This is a genomic window from Burkholderia sp. E168m22, from assembly GCF_001319805.1.
Taxonomy (GTDB): Bacteria; Pseudomonadota; Gammaproteobacteria; order Burkholderiales; family Burkholderiaceae; genus Burkholderia; species Burkholderia orbicola.
On record NZ_BBSK01000065.1, the window covers coordinates 1 to 18,952 of the forward strand.

Here is an 18,952-nt window from a genome sequence, read left to right on the forward strand (position 1 = left end):
ACTGCGGGGCGCGCGGCGCGCCGATCGATCGCGAGCGTACCCGCTCGATGGCGCGCTTACGATTCGTGCGGCGTAGGACCATCGTTCGCCGGCATGTTCTGCACGACCAGCATCTGCGGGCTCGACAGCGTGATCCCCGCCGCGCGCAACTGCTTGAGGATCTCGAACAGCAGATCGCTCTTCGTCGAACTCGCGATCCGCGGGCTCGACACGTAACCCGTCACGCTCAGCGTGATCCCGTCCGGCGCGAGCTGGCTGAACGTCACCGACGGCGCCGGCTTGTCGAGAATCGCCGGGTGCTCGCGATACGCATCGAGCAGCAGGTCGCGCACCTGCTCCGGATCGGTGTTCAGCGGGAACGTCAGCACCAGCGTCGCGACGCCCTGCGTGCTGTTGCCCATCGTCACGTTGCGCACGTTCTGCGAGATCAATTGCGAGTTCGGCACGATCACGGTCGAGCGGTCGCTCAGCTGAATTTCGGTCGCGCGCACGTTGATGCGGCGGATGTCGCCTTCGACGCCCGCGATGCTGACCATGTCGCCCACCTTCACCGGGCGCTCGGTCAGCAGGATCAGCCCCGACACGAAGTTCTTCACGATTTCCTGCAGACCGAAACCGATACCCACCGACAACGCACTGACGATCCACGCGAGATTGTTCCACCTGACGCCGAGCAGCCCGAGTGTCATCAGCACGAGCAGCACGTAGCCGACGTTGGTGAACAGCGTGATCAGCGACACGCGCATGCCCGTATCCATGCCGAGCGCGGGCATGAATTCGCCGTCGAGCCAGCGGCGCAGCGAGCGCAGCAGGTAGAACCCGATCGCGAAGCCGATCACGGCGTTCAAGATCCGGTCGGGCATGATGTTCAGGCTCTGCAGCCGCTGGCTGCCGATCATCGCGACCGCGCTGTCGAGCAGATCGCCCGGCGTCGTGCCGAAACCGCCGGTCACCAGCGCGATCGCCGCGATCAGCATCAGCAGGCTCGTGCCGAAGCCGGACAGGACCGTGCGCGCCTGGTCCAGGTGGCGGTCCTCGAGTGCGAACAGGTGCTTGATCTGCTGGCCCGTCGACAGGCTCGACGAGAACAGGCTTTCGCTCGCGTCGCGCGTCAACTGGATCAGGATGTAGGTCGCGCACAGCACGATCTCGAACCACACGAGCTCGTACGTGATGAAGCGCGCGACCGTGATGTAACCGATCAGGAGTGCGATCAACGACGCGACGATCGCGAGCGTGACGCCGGCATGGATCAGCCCGGCGAGCGTCGAGCGCTGCTCCGGTGCCTCGCCTGCCGCCGCGAGGGCGCTGCGTGCACGATTCGCGCGCAGCAGCGACGCGCCGACCGTCAGCGCGACGACGAGCGACACGATGCCGCGACCGAACAGCGTGACCGACAGGCTGGTGTCGACGATCCGGTTGATCGATTCGAGCGTACCGGATACCAGCAGCAGTCCGGCCAGGATGCTGGGGAACGGCTTCATCGCGAGCGCGACGGGATCGGCGAGCGCGGGCAGGCGCCACGACGGATGCTTCGTGCAGAGCAGGGCGCGGCCGAGCCCGGCGATCAGTGCGCAGGTCGCGGCGAGCTTCGCGAACTGGTCCCACAGGTCGGTCAGCGACGGCGTGAGCTCGTAGTGGCGTGCAACGGCGAGGTAGAGGATCTGGATCGCGATGGCCGTCGCGAGGAAGGTCGACAGGGCGGTCGACAGCGCCAGCGCGCTGCGGCGCAAGCGGGTGGGCGGCAGGCGGTTCAGCGCGATCCACGCGAGCCCGCGCTCGATGAGCCGGCGGCCGCCGAGCCAGGCGGCGAATGCGGCGATCAGCAGCACGGTGGTGATCGCCCGCTGCCCCGGCACCCACGACGAGCGCAGCATGTCGAACAGTTCGTCGTCGAAATCCTCGAGCCGCTGGCGATCGTCCGGCGACAGGTGGAACAGCGGCAACCAGAACTGCGCGCTGAAGATGCTGCCCGAACGGAACGCGAGCTGGTTCTTCAGGAGGCTGCGGTGCAGCTTCGCGAACTGCTCGGTCAGGTTCGTGAGGCTCGTCTTCTGGTCGGCGGCCTGTTTCAGCGCGGCGTCGATTTGCGTCTTGCGCGCGTCCAGCGCGGCGCGCTGCTTCGCGACGGCCGGCGCTTCCGGCGCGGCGCCCTCGGCCGGCGCCGGCCCGAGCACGTCGAGCTGCGCCTGAACCTGCGCACGTTGCGGTGTGAGATCGCTCTGCAGTTTCGCGACATCGGTGCTCAGCTCTTGCGCCGAGTCGTCGAGCGCGTCCAGCTCCTTGCTGTTGGACGCGGTCGAAGTCTGCTGCTTGATGCGGTCCAGCTCGGCCTGCATCTGCTTGAGCTGCGCGATGGCGTCGGGCAGGGAAATGGCCGGCGCGGCGGCGCCGACGCCGCTCGCGACGGGCGCGGAGGCTGCCGCCGGAAAGGCCGACGCGGTCGCGATCGCCGCGAACTGCAGCAGCGCGATCAGCGCGATCCGGCGGGCGTACGTGGAAAGTCGTTGTATGGACATGGAATGCTTACGTTTTGCCGACAATGCCGGTTGCCGAAAGGCAGCCGGAAGCCGGTAGTTGGCCCGGTAGCATGTTACCGGGGCGCGGAACGCGTGGTTGTACCGATTGCGTGTCCTCCTTCGCCGCGATTCGGGCGGCGCGCGCCTGCGCGAAACAGCGGGGGAGGCTTGTCCTTGCCGGTCTGCGCGGGGCCCGAGCGGAGGCCAACGGCCGGGGAACGCCGCGCCGACGCGCTTCCCGTATTCGACATACGGTTACGCAATTTACACAATGTCCGGGGGAAAACGGGGCGTCGAACGGCTTCGGCGCCCGCCGCGGCCGTCATGCCGGCTTGCCCATGCGCCGAACGGGCGTGCCGGTACAATGCAGCGATTCGCACGGCGGCGGTTCGGCCGTCCGCCGGAGAACGACGCACAACGCGACACAACACGACACGATCAGGAGACGCGCCCAAGATGGCCTCAACGGACAGCCTTCCGCAGGCACAAGCCCCATCCCCCTCCATCGACCCCGGCTCCATCTCGGCCCGTCTCGACCGCCTGCCGCCGACGCGCAGCGTCTGGAAGCTCGTCGTGCTGCTGAGCCTCGGCTTCTTCTTCGAACTCTACGACCTGCTGTACAGCGGCTACGTCGCGCCGGGCCTCGTGAAAAGCGGCATCCTGTCCGCGACGACGCACGGCCTGTTCGGCACCACGGGCGTCGCGAGCTTCATCGCCGCGCTGTTCTCCGGCCTTTTCATCGGCACGATCGCGTGCGGCTTCCTCGCCGACCGGTTCGGCCGCCGCGCGATCTTCACGTGGTCGCTGCTGTGGTACACGGCCGCGAACGTCGTGATGGCGTTCCAGGACACCGCGACCGGGCTGAACTTCTGGCGCTTCGTCGTCGGCCTCGGGCTCGGCGTCGAGATGGTGACGATCGGCACCTATATCTCCGAACTCGTGCCGAAGCAGATCCGCGGCCGCGCGTTCGCGTGCGAGCAGGCGGTGGGGTTCGTCGCGGTGCCGGTGGTCGCGTTCCTCGCCTACCTGCTGGTGCCGCACGCGCCGCTCGGCCTCGACGGCTGGCGCTGGGTCGTGCTGATCGGCGCGCATGGCGCGCTGTTCGTGTGGTGGATTCGCCGCGAACTGCCGGAAAGCCCGCGCTGGCTCGCGCAGCAGGGCCGGGTCGACGAGGCCGACCGCATCATGCGCGCGCTGGAGGCGAAGGTCGAAGCCGAATACGGGCGACCGTTGCCGCCGCCCGCGCCGGCCGAACCCGTGCCGCCGCGCGGCAGCTTCCGCGACATGTGGGTGCCGCCGTATCGCAGCCGCACGATCATGATGACGATCTTCAACGTGTTCCAGACGGTCGGCTTCTACGGCTTCGCGAACTGGGTGCCGACGCTGCTGATCAAGCAGGGCATCACGATCACGTCGAGTCTGATGTATTCGAGCGTGATCGCGCTCGCGGCGCCGATCGGCCCGCTGATCGGCCTCGTGATCGCCGACCGCTTCGAGCGCAAGTCGGTGATCGTCGCGATGGCGGCGGCGATCGTCGTCTGCGGGCTGCTGTTCAGCCAGACGACGGTGGGGGCGTTCCTGATCGTGCTCGGCATCGGCCTCACGCTCGCGAGCAACATCATGTCGTACAGCTTCCACGCGTACCAGGCCGAGTTGTTCCCGACGTCGATTCGCGCGCGGGCCGTCGGCTTCGTCTATTCGTGGAGCCGCTTCTCGGCGATCTTCTCGTCGTTCGTGATCGCGGCCGTGCTGCGGGGCTTCGGCACGTTCGGCGTGTTCGCGTTCATCGCGGGCGCGATGGTGGTCGTGATGGCTGCAATCGGATGGATGGGGCCGCGCACGAAGGGCATCGCGCTCGAAACCATCTCGAAGTAGTCGGCGCGGTGTGCACGCGTGTCGCATGGTTCGTGCGGCATGCGTGCGATGCGGGCGCGGCCCCGGTTTCCGAGCGCCGGATCGCAAAAAATGCTTCGTCATGCAGATCATAAACAGGGCGACACGCTCGAGCCGGATGAAACCTGCGTGCCTTCGGACGTGTGCCGAAACCGCGCAACACGCCAGCCTGCCACGCAGCGAACACGCAAGCGGAAACGAGTTGAAACAAAGCGTGACGAAGCGCAATTCCCCGTAAAAGCGTGCTTCGGGCCGCGGCCGATTCGCGTATCGACGAGTAAAATAGGGGGCCTGACGACTCATTAGCCGCCATCGGAGTGCCCGCGTTGCATCAGCGAACGGCTCCACCGCGAAGAGGCGTCGGCGCCTGGCGCATGCGATGCGCCGGACGTGTCGATGGCTTGCGCGGAAGATGCGCCGCTCGCAGCAGCACCATGCGGCGGCCGGATCGGCCGATGGCTTCGAACCTATGATTCTTTCCCACCTGGCGCGGCGCTTTGCGCAGCCGCGTTGCCTCAACCGCGCAATCGCCGCATACGTGGGGCTCGCTGCCGCGGTGTCGATTTCCGTTGTCGCCGAACGGCCTGCCTTTGCCGCGTCCGATGCGCCGTCGTCTGCTGTGCAATCCTCGTCTGTCGCGTCGCCTGCTTCGGCGGCCTCTCGCACGCATCCGGCTTCGTCCGCGCATGCGGTGTCGGGTGCATCGGCCGCTGCGCCGACATCCGGGGCGTCACACGCGAATCACGCGAATCACGCGGAATTCGCGAGCGCGGCATCCGGTGCGTCGGCCGCTTCCTCGGCGTCCGCGGCATCGGCGGCATCAGCTGCCGCACCTGCATCGGCCGCATCCGGCACGCCCGCGAGCGAAGCCGAGCCGCCTCCGCCCACGCCGCCGCGCCGGCATCCGCCGTTGTCGGCCGAGGAGGCGCAAAACGTGACGGCGCGCGCGCTCGACATGCGCAAGCGCTTCACGCAGGAAGTCACGCGGCGCCTGAACGTGCCCGCGAGCGAGCAGCGCGCGTACGGCGACCGCCTCCAGAAAGCGCTCGCCGATGCTGATCTCGGCGATCTCGCCGGCGAATACGTCGCGATGGTGGACCGCGCGCCGAACGTGCAGGCGCTGTTCATCTACTTTCGCGCGACACCGGCCAATGCGTGGCTGATGATCGGCGCATCGCCGGTCGGCACCGGGCTGCCGGGCCAGTACGACCATTTCCTGACGCCGCTCGGCGTGTTCCATCACTCGCCCGACACGATGGATTTCCGCGCGGAAGGCACGACGAACGAGAACGGCATTCGCGGCTACGGTCACCGCGACATGCGCATCTATGATTTCGGCTGGGTGGACGGCGAGCGCGGCTGGGGCAAGGGCGGCGTGTCACCGATGCGTTTCCAGATGCATGCGACCGATCCCGACCGGCTCGAAGCGCTGCTCGGCGTTCGGCACTCGAAGGGCTGCGTGCGGATTCCCGCGTCGCTGAACACGTTCCTCGACCAGCACGGGCTGCTCGACGACGACTACCAGGCACGCGTCGAGGCCGGCAAGTCGCTATGGGTGCTGCGTCGCGATCGCGACATCACGCCGATTGCGGGTCGCTATCTGGTCGTGATCGACAGTGCCCGCAAGACCCGCCCGGCCTGGTCGCCGCTGCCGGGACGCGGCGCGTGGTCGAAGCTGCCGAAGGGCGGCGACACGGCGGACTGAGCGCCGGTTCGTCGGGTGCGGGCGGCGTGGAGATGAGAATAAATCCGTTTTATTGAGATATAAGGAAAGCAAACTTTTATTATCCGATCCGGGTTCGTATAGTCGAGTCCAGTTTCGCGGAACCCTGCCGCGCCTGGACCACCACCGACCACACGACCCGCATGAAAACTCTCTACAAGCTCGCTCCGCTCGCGATGCTCGGCGCCTTCGCGACCCATGCCGGTGCGCAAAGCAGCATCACGCTGTACGGTCTCATCTCGGCCGGTGTCGGATTCGCGACGAACCAGGGCGGCAAGAACGCGTGGCAGGCGCTGTCCGGCACGAACCAGAACCCGCGCTGGGGGCTGAAGGGCAAGGAGGATCTCGGGCAGGGGCTGTCCGCGGTGTTCCAGCTCGAGAACGGCTTCAACGTGATGACGGGCACGGCCGCGCAGAACGGCCGCGAGTTCGGGCGCATGGCGTACGTCGGCCTGGCCGACCGCACCTACGGCGCGCTGACGCTCGGCCGCCAGTACGACGCGATCCACGACTACATCGGGCCCGTGATCATCGCGAGCAACGGCGTGAACATCGGCGACAACGACAACGGCTACAACGACATCCGCGTGCAGCATTCGGTGAAGTACGTGAGCCCCGTCTACTACGGGCTGAAGTTCACCGCGCTGTACGGCTTCAGCAATACGACCGGTTTCGCGAACAACAGCGCGTACAGCTTCGGGCTCGGCTATGAGCGTGGCCCGCTGCGCTGGAGCGTGGTTTATGCGCAGTACAACCATCCGTACAGCGCGACGAACCAGGACGGCGCGATCGCGAACGACTATGCGTCGCCGCTGCTGATCTTCAGCAAGAGCGCGATGTCGCCGGCCGCGTACGCGAGCCGGCAGCGGATCGCGGGCACGGGCGGCTTCTACACGATCGGCCGCGCGCAGTTCGCGGCGATGTTCACCGACGTACGCTACGATTACCTCGACAATTCGCACCTGCACCTGCAGAACCTGGGCGTGAACGTCGTCTACACGATGACGCCGCAGCTCTTTCTGGGCGCCGCGTACGCGTTCACGAACGGCAAGTACGACGTGATCGACAAGCGTCCGAAATGGCATCAGGTGAACCTGCAGGCCGACTACTTCCTGTCCAAACGCACCGACGTCGCGCTGACTGTGATCGCGCAGCAGGCGGCCGGCGACGCGGATCATGCGCAGATCTTCGCGTATGCGCGTTCGACCGGCACGCGCCAGATGATGGCGACGCTCGGCGTGCGGCACGTGTTCTGAGCCCCCGACCATGACCCATCCGATCGCATCCCGCCGCACGTTCCTGAAACTGTCCGCCGCGCTGGCCGGCACCGCGCTGCTGCCCGAAACGGGCGCATTCGCGGCTGGCGGCGACGCCGCGCGCCGCACGGTGATCATCGATACCGATCCGGGGCAGGACGACGCCATCGCGATCCTGTTCGCGCTCGGCGCGCAGGACCGGCTCGACGTGCGCGCGCTGACGGCCGTGGCCGGCAATGTGCCGCTCGACCTCACCGAACGCAATGCGCGGATCATCCGCGACTGGGCCGGCCGCACGAACGCGCTGCCGGTGTATGCGGGCTGCCCGCGACCGCTCGTGCGCGAGCTCGTGACGGCCGCGAACGTGCACGGCAAGACGGGGCTGGAAGGCGTCGAACTGCACGCGCCGCGCGCGCCGCTCGCCGCCGGCCACGCGGTGTCGTACCTCGTCGATACGCTGAGCCGCGCGGCGCCGAACAGCGTGACGCTGTGCGCGCTCGGCCCGCTGACGAACATCGCGACCGCGCTGGTCGAAGCGCCGCAGATTCGCGCCGCGCTGCGCGAGATCGTGCTGATGGGCGGTGCGTTCTTCGAGCGCGGCAACATCACGCCGGCCGCCGAGTTCAACGTCTACGTCGATCCGCAGGCGGCCGAAGTCGTATTCGGCAGCGGCGTGCCGATCGTCGTGCTGCCGCGCGACGTCGCGGTGAAGGCGCCGATCACGCCGGCCCGCGTCGCGCCGTTCCGTGCGCTCGGCAACCGCTGCGGCGCGATCGTCGCGGACATCATGGAGGCCGAGCTCGCCTACAACAAGAAGCGGCGCGGCGTTGAAGACGCGCCGATGTACGACCCGACGGCCGTCGGCTATCTCGTCGATCCGACGCTGTTCGGCGGCCGCAAGGTGAACGTGGTGGTCGAGACGACCGGGCAGTGGACGCTTGGCGAGACCGTCGTCGACTGGAACGGGCGCAGCGGCCGTGCGGCGAATGCGACATGGATCAACGAGGTCGATGCGGACCGGTTCTACGCAGCACTCGTCGAACGGATTGCGAAGCTGCCCTGAACATGGGCAGCCACCCGGCGGACCGCGAACGTAATCAGATCTGCTTCGCAATCCATTCACGGCACGCGCGCACGTGCGGGCCGCGATCGTCGGCGGCGAGCGAGATCAGCGAGATCGCACGCGTGACGCGCGGTTTGTCGACGCGCAGCGCGACGAGTTCGGGATCGTGCAGATGCATCGTGTAGAGACTCGGCAGCACGGCGGTCGCGAGGCCGTTGCGCGCGAGCGCGTAGAGCGGCTCGGTGTATTCCATCCGGTACGTGACGTTCAGGCGCAGCTTTTCGGCGCCGCCGGTGCGATGCAGCGATTCGCTGACGCTGCCGCGCACGAATACCGCGAGTTCGCGATCGACCAGCTTCGCCCACGTGACGCTCTTCGCGCGGGCGAGCGGATCGTCGTGCCGCACGACGATCACGATCTCGTCCTCGAACAGCTGCTGGTAGCGCAGCGTGCCGTCGTCGCCGTCGGGTTCGCGCACGCCGATGCCGAGATCCGCGACGCCGTCGCGCACCGCTTCGACGAGCGCGCTGTTCGGCAGATCGGTGAGCGTGAAGCGCAGCGTCGGATGGGTGCCGCGCAGTGCGTTGAGCGCGGGCAGCAGGCGGCCCGCGACCGACGGGATGAACGCGATGCGCACGGTCTGGATGCGTTCGCCGATGAGCCGCGTCATGTCGTCGAAGGTGCCGCGCGCCTGGTTGAGCAGGCGTTCGGCGAGCGGCAGCACGGCTTCGCCGGCGGTGGTGAGCGTGAGCCGGTGCGCGCTGCGGGCGAACAGGCGGCCGCCGAGCAGGAATTCGATCTGGCGGATCGACGCGGTGAGCGCGGGCTGCGTGAGCGACAGCGCCAGCGCGGCCTGCGTGAAGCTGCGCGCATGCGCAAGGACGACGAAGTGCTGGACCTGCCGCAGCGTGAGCGCGGGGAGCAGCGACGAGCGGTCGGACATCGGGTAATAGCGGTCGGGATGCGGTACGCGGCAGTATAAGACCGCGCTGCACGAACCGACACAGGACAATATTCGGAATCACGGGAGAACCACCATGTCAGCGACTGACACGATGCCGGCGCGCACGCCGGCCAACTGGCTCGAACGACGCTTCGCGCTCGCCGCGCGCGGCACGAGCGTGCGCACCGAGACGATCGCGGGCGTCACGTCGTTTCTCGCGGCCGCGTACCTGCTCGTCGTGATCCCGTCGCTGCTCGCGACGGGCGGCATGGAGCGCGGCGCGGCGACGACCGCGACGATCGTCGTGTTCGTGCTGTTCACCACGCTGATGGGGCTCTACGCGAACCTGCCGTTCCTCGTCGGCCCCGGTATCGGCGGCTCGGTGATCATCGGCGTGACGCTCGCGACGACCGAGCACGTCGGCTGGCAGACGGGCCTCGGCATCGCGTGCGTGTCGGGCGTGCTGTTCTTCCTGCTGACGATCCTCGGCGCGCGCGGCGTCGTGGTGCGGCTGATCCCGGTGCAGATCAAGCTCGGGCTCGGTGCGTCGATCGGGCTGTTCGTCACGATGCTCGGGCTGCGCAATGCGGGGATGGTCGTCGCGAACGCGAAGACCAACGCGTTCGCGCTCGGCGACTTCTCGCGGCCGGGCGCGCTGGTCGCGCTGATCGGTCTCGCGGTCGCGATCGTGCTGCAGGCCCGCAAGGTGCCCGGCGCGATCCTGATCGCGATCCTCGTCGCGGCCGCGGCCGGCGTGCCGCTCGGCGTCACGCACCTGCCTGCGTCGTTCATGTCGCTGCCGCACAGCATCGCGCCGATCGCGTTCAAGCTCGATATCGGCAGCGCGTTGAGCCTGGCCGCCGCGCCGTACCTGTTCGCGTTCTTCGCGGCGGAATTCTTCTCGACGCTCGGCACCGCGCTCGCGGTCGGCGCGAAGGCGAACCTGCTCGACGAACAGGGCAACCTGCCGAACATCAACCGGCCGTTCCTCGTCGATTCGCTCGCCGCGACGCTCGGGCCGGTGTTCGGCATTCCCGCGCTGACCGCGCTGATTGAATCGGCGGCCGGCGTCGAGGCGGGCGGCCGCAGCGGGCTGTCGTCGCTGGCCGCGGCCGTGCTGTTCGCCGCGATGCTGCTGTTCGTGCCGGTCGCGCTCGCGATTCCGAAGGAGGCCACCGCGCCGGCGCTGATCCTGATCGGACTGTCGATGTTCGCGACGATCCGCCATACGCATTTCGACGACTTCACCGATGCGCTGCCCGTGATGTCGATGGTGCTGCTCACGCTGATGTCGAACAGCTTCGGCACCGGCATCGCGGGCGGGCTGCTGTGCTACGTGCTCGTCAAGCTGCTGGCCGGCCGCTGGCGCGACGTGTCGTGGGGGCTCGTCGTGCTCGCGATTCCGCTCGGCTATTACTTCTGGACCGTCGTGAAGCCGCACTGAGAGACGGCTTGCGCGACGCATCGCACTACGGAAAAAGAGACTGACATGAAGGGAACACCAGGCAATGTCCCGGCCGCGCGCACGGGCATCGAGATCACGCCCGCGCATCGAGCCTTCTTCCGCGCGCTGCCGAAGGTCGAACTGCATTGCCACCTGCTCGGCGCGGTGCGGCACGACACGTTCGTCGCGCTCGCCGAACGCAGCGGCGCGCCGATCGAGCGCGCGGAGATCGACGGGTTCTACGCGCGCGGCGAGAAACCGGTCGGCGTGCTGCACGTGCTGCGCGCGCTGGATAAATATCTGCTGACGCAACCCGACGACCTGCGGCGGATCGCATACGAATATCTGGAAGACGCGGCCGCGCACAACGTGCGGCATGCTGAATTCTTCTGGAATCCGACGGGAACGGTGCGCGTATCGGGCATCGCGTATCCGGACGCGCAGGCCGCGATCGTGACGGCGATCCGGGACGCCGCACGCGATTTCGGGATCGGCGCGCGCCTGATTCCGAGCATCGACCGTGAGCAGGACCCCGACGAAGCGGTTGCGATCGTCGAATGGATGAAGGCGAATCGCGCGGACGAAGTCGCGGGGCTCGGCATCGACTATCGCGAGAACGACCGGCCGCCTGAACTGTTCTGGAAGGCGTACCGCAACGCGCGCGCGGCCGGCTTCCGCACGACCGCGCATGCGGGCGAGTTCGGAATGCCGTGGCGTAACGTCGAGACGGCCGTCGATCTGCTGCAGGTCGATCGCGTCGATCACGGTTATACGATCGTCGACAACCCCGAGCTGTGCGCGCGCTATGCGGAGCGCGGGATCGTCTTCACCGTCGTGCCGACGAATTCGTACTACCTGCGCACGCTGCCGCCGGAGCAATGGGCGGAACTGCATCCGATGCGCAAGATGCCGGGGCTCGGATTGAAGATCCATCCGAACACCGACGATCCGACGCTGCACAAGGTGAACCCGTCGGAAGCGTGGGAGTTGATGTTCAGCCATTTCGGCTTCACCGTGGCCGACCTGAAGCAGTTCATGCTGAACGGGATCGACGGCGCATGGGTCGACGACGCGACGAAAGCCGCGTGGCGTGCGGCATGGGCGCCGGAGTTCGATGCGCTCGCCGCAACGCTCGCGGCGGGCTGAACGCGTTTCCTGGCTCAGCCCGCCGCCGGCACGATCATCGGAAGAAGCGCAGCCAGTCGAACAGGCCTGAATGCTGCGGCGCGCGCCGCTTCGGCGCTGGCGCGCTGCGTGGCCGGAAATCGGGCGAGAACTGCACATGCGGATCGATTGCCCGCGCGCGCAGCGCCGCATCGTAGAACGACCCGACGATCGGCAGCGCACTGTGCGCGCCCGCGCCCCAGTAGTCGCTGCGCAGCGTCACGCTGCCGTCGTCGAAGCCGACCCACGCGCCGGCCACCAGTTGCGGATGCATCAGGATGAACCAGCCGTCGGTGTTGTCCTGCGTCGTGCCGGTCTTGCCCGCGACGTCGATGCGAATCCCGTAGCGCGAGCGGATGTCCGCGCCGGTCCCGTAATCGACGACGCCGCGCATCGCGTCGACGAGCGTCAGTGCGGCGGGCGCCGACAGCGCGCGTTCCGGCGGCGCGCTGCCGAATGCGGCGAGCACCTTGCCGTCGCGATCCTCGATGCGCGTGATCATCTGCGGCGCGACGTACACGCCGCGATTCGCGATCGTGCCGTACGCGGACACCATCTCTTTCAGCGTGACCGGGCTCGTGCCGAGCGCGAGCGACGGCACCGCGTCGAGCGGGCTGTCGCGCACGCCCATCGCGCGGGCAAGCTGCGCGACCTTCGCCGCGCCTTCCCGCTGCATGACCTGCGCGGTGATGCGGTTGCGCGACAGCGCCAGCCCGTCGCGCAGCGTCATCGGCGCGCCGGTCGGCGGCTCCGCATCGGTCGGCCACCACACGGCGCGGCCGTCGATCGGGATCGCGACGGGGCCGTCGACGAACGTGTCGCTCGGCCGCATGCCGTCCGCGAACGCGGCGCCATAGACGAACGGCTTGAACGTCGAACCCGGCTGACGCCGTGCCTGTACCACATGATCGAACGGCTCGCTGCCGAAATCGGGGCTGCCGACCCACGCACGGATCGCGCCGTTGCGCGGATCGATCGCGACGAAGCCGGCCTGCACCTGCGTCTTGCGCTCGCACAGCGCCCGCACGAATTCGCGATTCGCGCCGAGCTGCTTCAGCGCAACCACGTCGGCGAGCCCGGTGTCGCGGGCCTGCCGATACTCCGGTGTCTGACGCATGAAGCCGCGGAACAGGTCGTTGCGCAGCCCGCAGCCGGACGGCCCGCGCCATGCGCCGTCGGCGATCGCCTGCAGCCGTTCGGTCTGCCGCGTCAGCGCCTGCGTGGCCATGTCCTGCAGCCGCGCATCGAGCGTCGTGCGCACGACGAGGCCGTCGGAGTAGAGATCATAGTTGTTGCGGTCGGCCCACGCGATCAGCCACTTGCGCAGTTGCACCGCGAAATGCGGCGCGAGACCGGGCTGTGACGTCTGCGGTTCGAAGTCGACGCGCAGCGGCTGGCGCTGCAGTTTCGCGAACTGCTGCGGCGACAGCATGCCCATCTGCGCCATCCGGCCGAGCACGACGTTGCGCCGCTGGACCGCGCGTTCCGGATTCAGCACCGGGTTGTAGTAGCTGTTGCCCTTCAGCATCCCGACGAGCGTCGCGCTTTCCGTGAGGTCGAGCTGGTCCGCCGACTTGCCGAAGTAGGTGCGCGCGGCCATTTCGACGCCGTACGCGTTGTACAGGAACGGCACCGTGTTCAGGTAGGTTTCGAGAATCTCGTCCTTGCTGTACACCGCTTCGATCTTGAACGCGGTGATCAGCTCCTTCACCTTGCGCGTGAGCGTCGGCGCGCGGCCGACTTCGTCGGGATACAGGTTGCGCGCCAGCTGCTGCGTGATCGTCGAGCCGCCCTGCCGGTCGCCCGAGAACGTATGCAGGCCGGCCGCGAGCGTGCGGCGCCAGTCGATGCCGTGATGCGCGTAGAAGCGGTGGTCCTCGGTCGCGATCAGCGCATCGATCATGTGCGGCGAGATCTGCTTGAGCGGCACCCATTCGCGGTTTACCGGCCGGAATTCGGCGATCAGCTGGCCGTCGGCCGACAGCACGCGCGCGGGGCGGTCGATGCGCGCCTTGCGGATGTCGCCGATGCTCGGCGTGAACGGAACGAACGCGAGCAGGACGAGCAGACCCAGCACCGGGATCGCGGCAAGCGTCAGCGCGACGCCGCGCCGGGTCGGATGGCGCAGGCGGTGGAGCATGCCCGCGCCCAGCGCGCGGACGCGCGTGCGGCACGCGGCGGCGAGCGGCGTGACACGGGCGCGGCAACGGAGCCACGCGTCTCGGAGAAACGGCACGAAGTGGTTCAAGGCGGCAGGAGCGCGGAGGGAAGACGCGCGATCCTAGCAAACGGAATCCGCGCGCGGGCCGCGGAAACGGCCGTTTGCTTGCAGGATTTACAGACGATTACGTTTGTTGCCCGCCGCCAACCTTTTACCGTGCGCGGGGCCGCGATTCCACCGACGAAACCACGTCCGCGAGCCGCTGCGCGGCCGCTTCCATCTGCGCGCGGCCGAACCCGCCGAAGCCGAGCACGAGCCCGGGGCGCGCGGTGCCGGGCGCGAACATCGGCGACACCGCACGCACCGCGACACCGGCCTGGGCGGCGCGCGCGACCACGTCGAGATCGTCGATGCCTGCCGCGAGCCACAGCACGACGTGCATCCCCTGGTCGCCCGGCTGTACCCATGCGCGCTCGCGCGGCAGCCGCGCGCCGAGCGTGTCGATCAGCGCCGCGCGCTGTTCCGCATAGACGCCGCGCACGCGGCGGATGTGGCGATCGAGATGTCCTTCGGCGATGAACGCGGCGAGCACGTGCTGGTCGGCGGTCGGCGCGTGGCGGTCCATCAGCACGCGCGCGCCGCAGAACGCAGGCACGAGATCGTCGGGCGCGATCACGTAGCCGAGCCGCAGCGACGGAAACAGGATCTTGCTGAAGGTGCCGAGATAGATCACGCGATCGGGCGCGAGGCCCTGCAGCGACGGGAATGGGTAGCCTTCGTAGCGTAGCTCGCTGTCGTAGTCGTCCTCGACGATCCATGCGCGGTGCGTGCGCGCCCATGCCAGCAGCGCATTGCGCCGCGCCATGCTCAGCGGCATGCCGAGCGGGTACTGATGCGACGGCGTGACGAATGCGGCGCGCGCATCGGGCGCGACGCGGATGCCGGCGTCGACGTCGAGGCCGTCGGCGTCGACCGGCACGCGCACCATCGCATCGCGCCGCCCGGTGCTTTCGAGCAGCGCGGTGATGCCGCGATAGGCCGGATTCTCGACCCATGCGCGGTCGTTTGCGCCGAGCAGCACCTGGCTCGCGAGATGCAGCCCCTGCTGCGTGCCGCTCGTGATCACGACCTGGCCGGCATCGCAGCGCACCGAGCGCGACCGGCGCACGTAGTCGGCGATCGCTTCGCGCAGCGGCAGCGCGCCTTGCGGATCGGCATAGCCGGACGGCGCGCCGGCGCCGCGGGCGCGCAGGCGGTTGCCGAGCCGGCGCCAGATGTCGTCGGGCGCGGTGAGGCCGAGCGGCACCGAGATCGCGAACGGCATCGCCGGCAGCGGGCTGAATTCGCGGGCGAGCCGCGCGAAGGCGGCGGCCGGTTCGGGCAGGGCGTGGCGCGCCGGGTCCACGCGCGGCGTGGGCGATTCCGAAGTGTTGCCGGGCGATGGTTCCGCGAGCGCATTCGCGACCCGCGTGCCCGCGCCGCCGCGCGATTCGAGAAAGCCTTCGGCGATGAGCTGCGCGTACGCGTCGACGACGGTGCCGCGCGCCACGTGCAGTGATGCTGCCAGCAGCCGCGTGGAAGGCAGCGTATCGCCGGGCCGGACGTCGCCGCGGCGCACCGCGTCGCGCAGCGCCTGCGCGAGCTGGCGGCTCAGGTCGCCGGCCGCGCGGTCGAGCACGCCGAGCGACGGGATTTCGACGATCCGGGCCGTTCTTGCCATGATTCTGGTCTGCTGAAATTGTTTCAAACCGGCTCTACAGGATAAACCAGTTTGAGATCACAATCGAACCATGACGGGCTAGCACCCTCGCCATTTCCCACCCCGCACGACCGTGGAGCCGACATGTACGTCCCCGCCGATTTCAACGAACCCAACCCCGACGCGCTGCGCGAACTGATCGTGCAGCATCCGTTCGGCAGCCTGATCACGCGCGGCAAGAACGGGCTCGACGCGAACCACATTCCGTTCGAACTGATGCCCGACGACGGCGGGCTCGGCGAACTGCACGCGCACGTCGCGCGGGCGAATCCGGTCTGGCAGGACGTCGCGGACGGCGACGAGGTGCTCGTGATCTTCCGCGCCGGCGACGCATACATCTCGCCGAACTGGTATCCGAGCAAGCACGTCGCGCATCGGCAGGTGCCGACGTGGAACTACCGGGTCGTGCATGCGCACGGCCGCATCACGGTGCGCGACGACGAGAAGTTCGTGCGCGGCGTGGTCGCACGGCTAACGCGTACGCATGAGGCGTCGCAGCCGGTGCCGTGGAAAATGGGCGACGCGCCGCCCGACTACATCGACACGATGCTGCAAGCGATCGTCGGGCTGCAGATCGAGATCACGCGGCTCGTCGGCAAGCGCAAGCTCGGGCAGAACAAGGCCGAGGCCGATATTCGCGGCGCAGGCGAAGCGCTGGTCGCGGACGGGAAGCTCGTGATCGGGGAGGCGATGCTGGCGGAGGCCGACGCGAAGCGCGAATGAGCGCGTGACGCGAGCGGGCGCGGGCCAGTATCGCGCCCGCTCGCCGCCCAGGTCACTGCGTGCGCGTCGCACTCTTCATCCCTTCCCCTGCCTGCGTGAGTGCCCCCCGAATCGCCGCCTCCGTCTTGTCGTACCCGCCTTCGCCATAACGCGTATAGACGATCTTGCCGTTCGCATCGATCAGGTACAGCGCGGGCCAGTACTGATTCCCGTACGCGCGCCACGTGTCGTAGCGGTTGTCCTGCGCGACCGGATAGCGGATATCGAAGCGCCTGATCGCATCGGCGACGTTGCCCGCGTCGCGCTCGAACGGATATTCCGGCGTATGCACGCCGACCACGACGAGCCCCTGGTCGCGATACTTCCGATACCAGTCGTTCACGTACGGGATCGTATGAATGCAGTTGATGCACGAATACGTCCAGAAATCGACGAGCACGACCTTGCCGCGCAACTGGTCGAGCGTCAGCGGCGCGCTGTTGTGCCAGCGGTCGATGCCGGTGAAAGCGGGCGCCGTCATGCCGGCCGGCGATGCCTGCACGCCCGCGTCGTCGCGGGTGCCGGCGAAGGCGGCGAGCCCCGCCGTGGCGGCGAGGGCGATGACGAGGGCGGCGGTCTTGAGGCGGGGCAGCATGGCGTTCTCCTGATCTTTGCGGGCCGCGGCGCGAGGGCGGCGGCCCGACGGGTTTCGACAGGCCCCATTAGGCGGCGCCGACGTATCTGCGATGTGTCCGGCGCGCCGCGCATGTGCAACGTTGTGTGTCGCCACGCTGGCGCGATACATTGGGATACAAACGCGTGCCCGCCGTGCGGTATAACAGCGGACATCGCCCCCGCCCGAACCCCGACACCGATACCGGCAACGACTCATGGACAAGATCGACCACGTGCTGATCGTCGACGACGATCGCGCGATCCGCGAACTGATCGCGGACTACCTGGAGAAGAACGGCATGCGCGTGTCGCTGGCCGCGAACGGCCGCGAGATGCGCAACGCGCTGGATGACGGCGCGCCCGACCTGATCGTCCTCGACCTGATGCTGCCCGGCGAGGACGGCCTGACGCTGTGCCGCGACCTGCGCGCCGGCAAGTTCCGCACGGTGCCGGTGCTGATGCTGACCGCGCGCGGCGAGGAAACCGATCGCATCATCGGCCTCGAGATGGGCGCCGACGACTACCTGGCCAAGCCGTTCGCGGTGCGCGAGCTGCTCGCGCGAATCCGCTCGGTGCTGCGCCGCGCGCGCATGCTGCCGCCCGGCATGCAGGTGACGGAAACGGCCGCACTGCTCGCGTTCGGCGAATGGCAGCTCGATACGACCGGGCGCCATCTGCTGGACACCGAAGGCACGCTGGTCGCGCTGAGCGGTGCCGAATACCGGCTGCTGCGCGTGTTCCTCGACAACCCGCAGCGCGTGCTGACGCGCGACCAGTTGCTCAACCTCACGCAAGGGCGCCAGTCCGACCCGTTCGACCGCTCGATCGACCTGCTCGTGAGCCGGCTGCGCCAGCGCCTGCGCGACGGCGCGCGCGAGCCGCGCTACATCAAGACGCTGCGCAACGAGGGCTACGTGTTCTCGTCGGCCGTGACCGCCGTCGACGGTACGCCATGAGCGCGCGCGCGCCGTGGCACTGGCCGCGTTCGCTGTTCGCGCGGCTCGCGCTGATCCTGTGCGTGGGCCTGGCGCTCGCGCAGACGCTGTCGTTCTGGCTCACCGTGACCGAGCGCGACCAGGCGACCACGAACCTGATGATGGGCTACATCGAACGCGAGGTCGCCAGCTCGGTCGCGCTGCTCGACCATCTGCCGCCCGCCGAGCGCACCGCATGGCTGCCGCGTCTCGCGCGGCGCAGCTATGCGTTCATCCTCGGGCCGGGCCAGACCGGCACGCCGCCGGAAGCGCGGCTGTCGGCGCGCGTCGAGCGCTCGATCTCGGACGGCATCGGCGGCGACTATCCGCTGACCGCGAATTCGATCCCCGGCGACCGCGAACATCTGCAGGTGCATCTGCGGCTGACCGACGGGTCGCCGCTGACGATCGACATCCATCCGATGTCGACGGTGCCGCTGTCGGGCTGGCTGCCGGCCGTGCTCGTGGTGCAGCTCGCGGTGCTGGCCGCGTGCTGCTGGCTCGCGGTGCGGCTCGCGACGCGGCCGCTCAAGCAGCTCGCGCAGGCGGCCGACGCGCTCGGCCCCGACCTGAAGGGCGAGCGGCTGAACGAAGACGGGCCGTCGGAAGTCGCGCGCGCCGCGCGGGCCTTCAACGCGATGCAGGACCGCATCGCGCAGTACATGGCCGAGCGCAT

General features: G+C 68.5%; 14 protein-coding genes. 9 read left to right on the forward strand and 5 right to left on the reverse strand.

Annotated elements, in window-relative coordinates; translation table 11 throughout:
* Positions 1-56: 56 nt before the first annotated feature.
* Positions 57-2,519 carry a DUF3772 domain-containing protein gene (locus tag AP428_RS15910; RefSeq protein ID WP_011546926.1) on the reverse strand — a complete coding sequence of 821 codons (2,463 nt, stop codon included), beginning with the start codon at positions 2,517-2,519 and terminating at the stop codon, positions 57-59.
* 456 nt (positions 2,520-2,975) lie between these two features.
* Between AP428_RS15910 and AP428_RS15915 the strand changes: the two genes are divergently transcribed.
* From AP428_RS15915 to AP428_RS15930, 4 genes are all read left to right on the forward strand, one after another.
* Complete coding sequence (locus AP428_RS15915; protein ID WP_011546927.1) at positions 2,976-4,394, forward strand: MFS transporter; 1,419 nt, start codon at positions 2,976-2,978, stop codon at positions 4,392-4,394.
* 397 nt (positions 4,395-4,791) lie between these two features.
* Positions 4,792-6,117, forward strand: coding sequence for a L,D-transpeptidase (locus AP428_RS15920; protein ID WP_011546928.1), 1,326 nt, complete (start codon positions 4,792-4,794; stop codon positions 6,115-6,117).
* A gap of 161 nt (positions 6,118-6,278) precedes the next feature.
* Positions 6,279-7,391 (forward strand): porin, encoded by a 1,113-nt coding sequence (locus AP428_RS15925; protein WP_011546929.1) that lies wholly within the window; start codon positions 6,279-6,281, stop codon positions 7,389-7,391.
* Between the two features lie 10 nt (positions 7,392-7,401).
* Positions 7,402-8,454 carry a nucleoside hydrolase gene (locus AP428_RS15930; protein ID WP_011546930.1) on the forward strand — a complete coding sequence of 351 codons (1,053 nt, stop codon included), beginning with the start codon at positions 7,402-7,404 and terminating at the stop codon, positions 8,452-8,454.
* A gap of 34 nt (positions 8,455-8,488) precedes the next feature.
* Here the strand turns inward: AP428_RS15930 and AP428_RS15935 are convergent, their stop codons facing one another.
* Complete coding sequence (locus AP428_RS15935) at positions 8,489-9,397, reverse strand: LysR family transcriptional regulator (protein ID WP_041489350.1); 909 nt, start codon at positions 9,395-9,397, stop codon at positions 8,489-8,491.
* Between the two features lie 94 nt (positions 9,398-9,491).
* On the opposite strand from AP428_RS15935, the gene AP428_RS15940 reads away from it, so the two are divergent.
* Both AP428_RS15940 and add read left to right on the forward strand, forming a co-directional pair.
* Positions 9,492-10,841: an NCS2 family permease gene (locus tag AP428_RS15940; RefSeq protein WP_011546932.1), complete on the forward strand. Its 1,350-nt coding sequence runs from the start codon at positions 9,492-9,494 to the stop codon at positions 10,839-10,841.
* Between the two features lie 45 nt (positions 10,842-10,886).
* On the forward strand, positions 10,887-11,987 hold the full coding sequence (gene add / locus AP428_RS15945) for an adenosine deaminase (RefSeq protein WP_011546933.1): 1,101 nt from the start codon (positions 10,887-10,889) through the stop codon (positions 11,985-11,987).
* A gap of 34 nt (positions 11,988-12,021) precedes the next feature.
* On the opposite strand, the gene AP428_RS15950 is transcribed toward add, so the two are convergent.
* Both AP428_RS15950 and AP428_RS15955 read right to left on the reverse strand, forming a co-directional pair.
* Complete coding sequence (locus AP428_RS15950) at positions 12,022-14,253, reverse strand: penicillin-binding protein 1A (protein ID WP_011546934.1); 2,232 nt, start codon at positions 14,251-14,253, stop codon at positions 12,022-12,024.
* A 124-nt stretch (positions 14,254-14,377) separates the two neighbouring features.
* Positions 14,378-15,886 carry a PLP-dependent aminotransferase family protein gene (locus tag AP428_RS15955; RefSeq protein WP_011546935.1) on the reverse strand — a complete coding sequence of 503 codons (1,509 nt, stop codon included), beginning with the start codon at positions 15,884-15,886 and terminating at the stop codon, positions 14,378-14,380.
* A gap of 123 nt (positions 15,887-16,009) precedes the next feature.
* On the opposite strand from AP428_RS15955, the gene AP428_RS15960 reads away from it, so the two are divergent.
* The gene (locus AP428_RS15960; protein ID WP_011546936.1) at positions 16,010-16,648 is read left to right on the forward strand and encodes an FMN-binding negative transcriptional regulator; all 639 of its coding nucleotides are present in this window, start codon (positions 16,010-16,012) and stop codon (positions 16,646-16,648) included.
* A gap of 52 nt (positions 16,649-16,700) precedes the next feature.
* Here AP428_RS15960 and AP428_RS15965 read toward each other — a convergent pair whose 3' ends face one another.
* On the reverse strand, positions 16,701-17,282 hold the full coding sequence (locus tag AP428_RS15965; RefSeq protein ID WP_011546937.1) for a thioredoxin family protein: 582 nt from the start codon (positions 17,280-17,282) through the stop codon (positions 16,701-16,703).
* A gap of 235 nt (positions 17,283-17,517) precedes the next feature.
* On the opposite strand from AP428_RS15965, the gene AP428_RS15970 reads away from it, so the two are divergent.
* Complete coding sequence (locus tag AP428_RS15970; RefSeq protein ID WP_006480534.1) at positions 17,518-18,258, forward strand: response regulator; 741 nt, start codon at positions 17,518-17,520, stop codon at positions 18,256-18,258.
* Positions 18,255-18,952: HAMP domain-containing protein (locus AP428_RS15975; protein ID WP_156349323.1), on the forward strand; the 698-nt coding region annotated here is incomplete at its 3' end. The genes AP428_RS15970 and AP428_RS15975, both read left to right, overlap by 4 nt.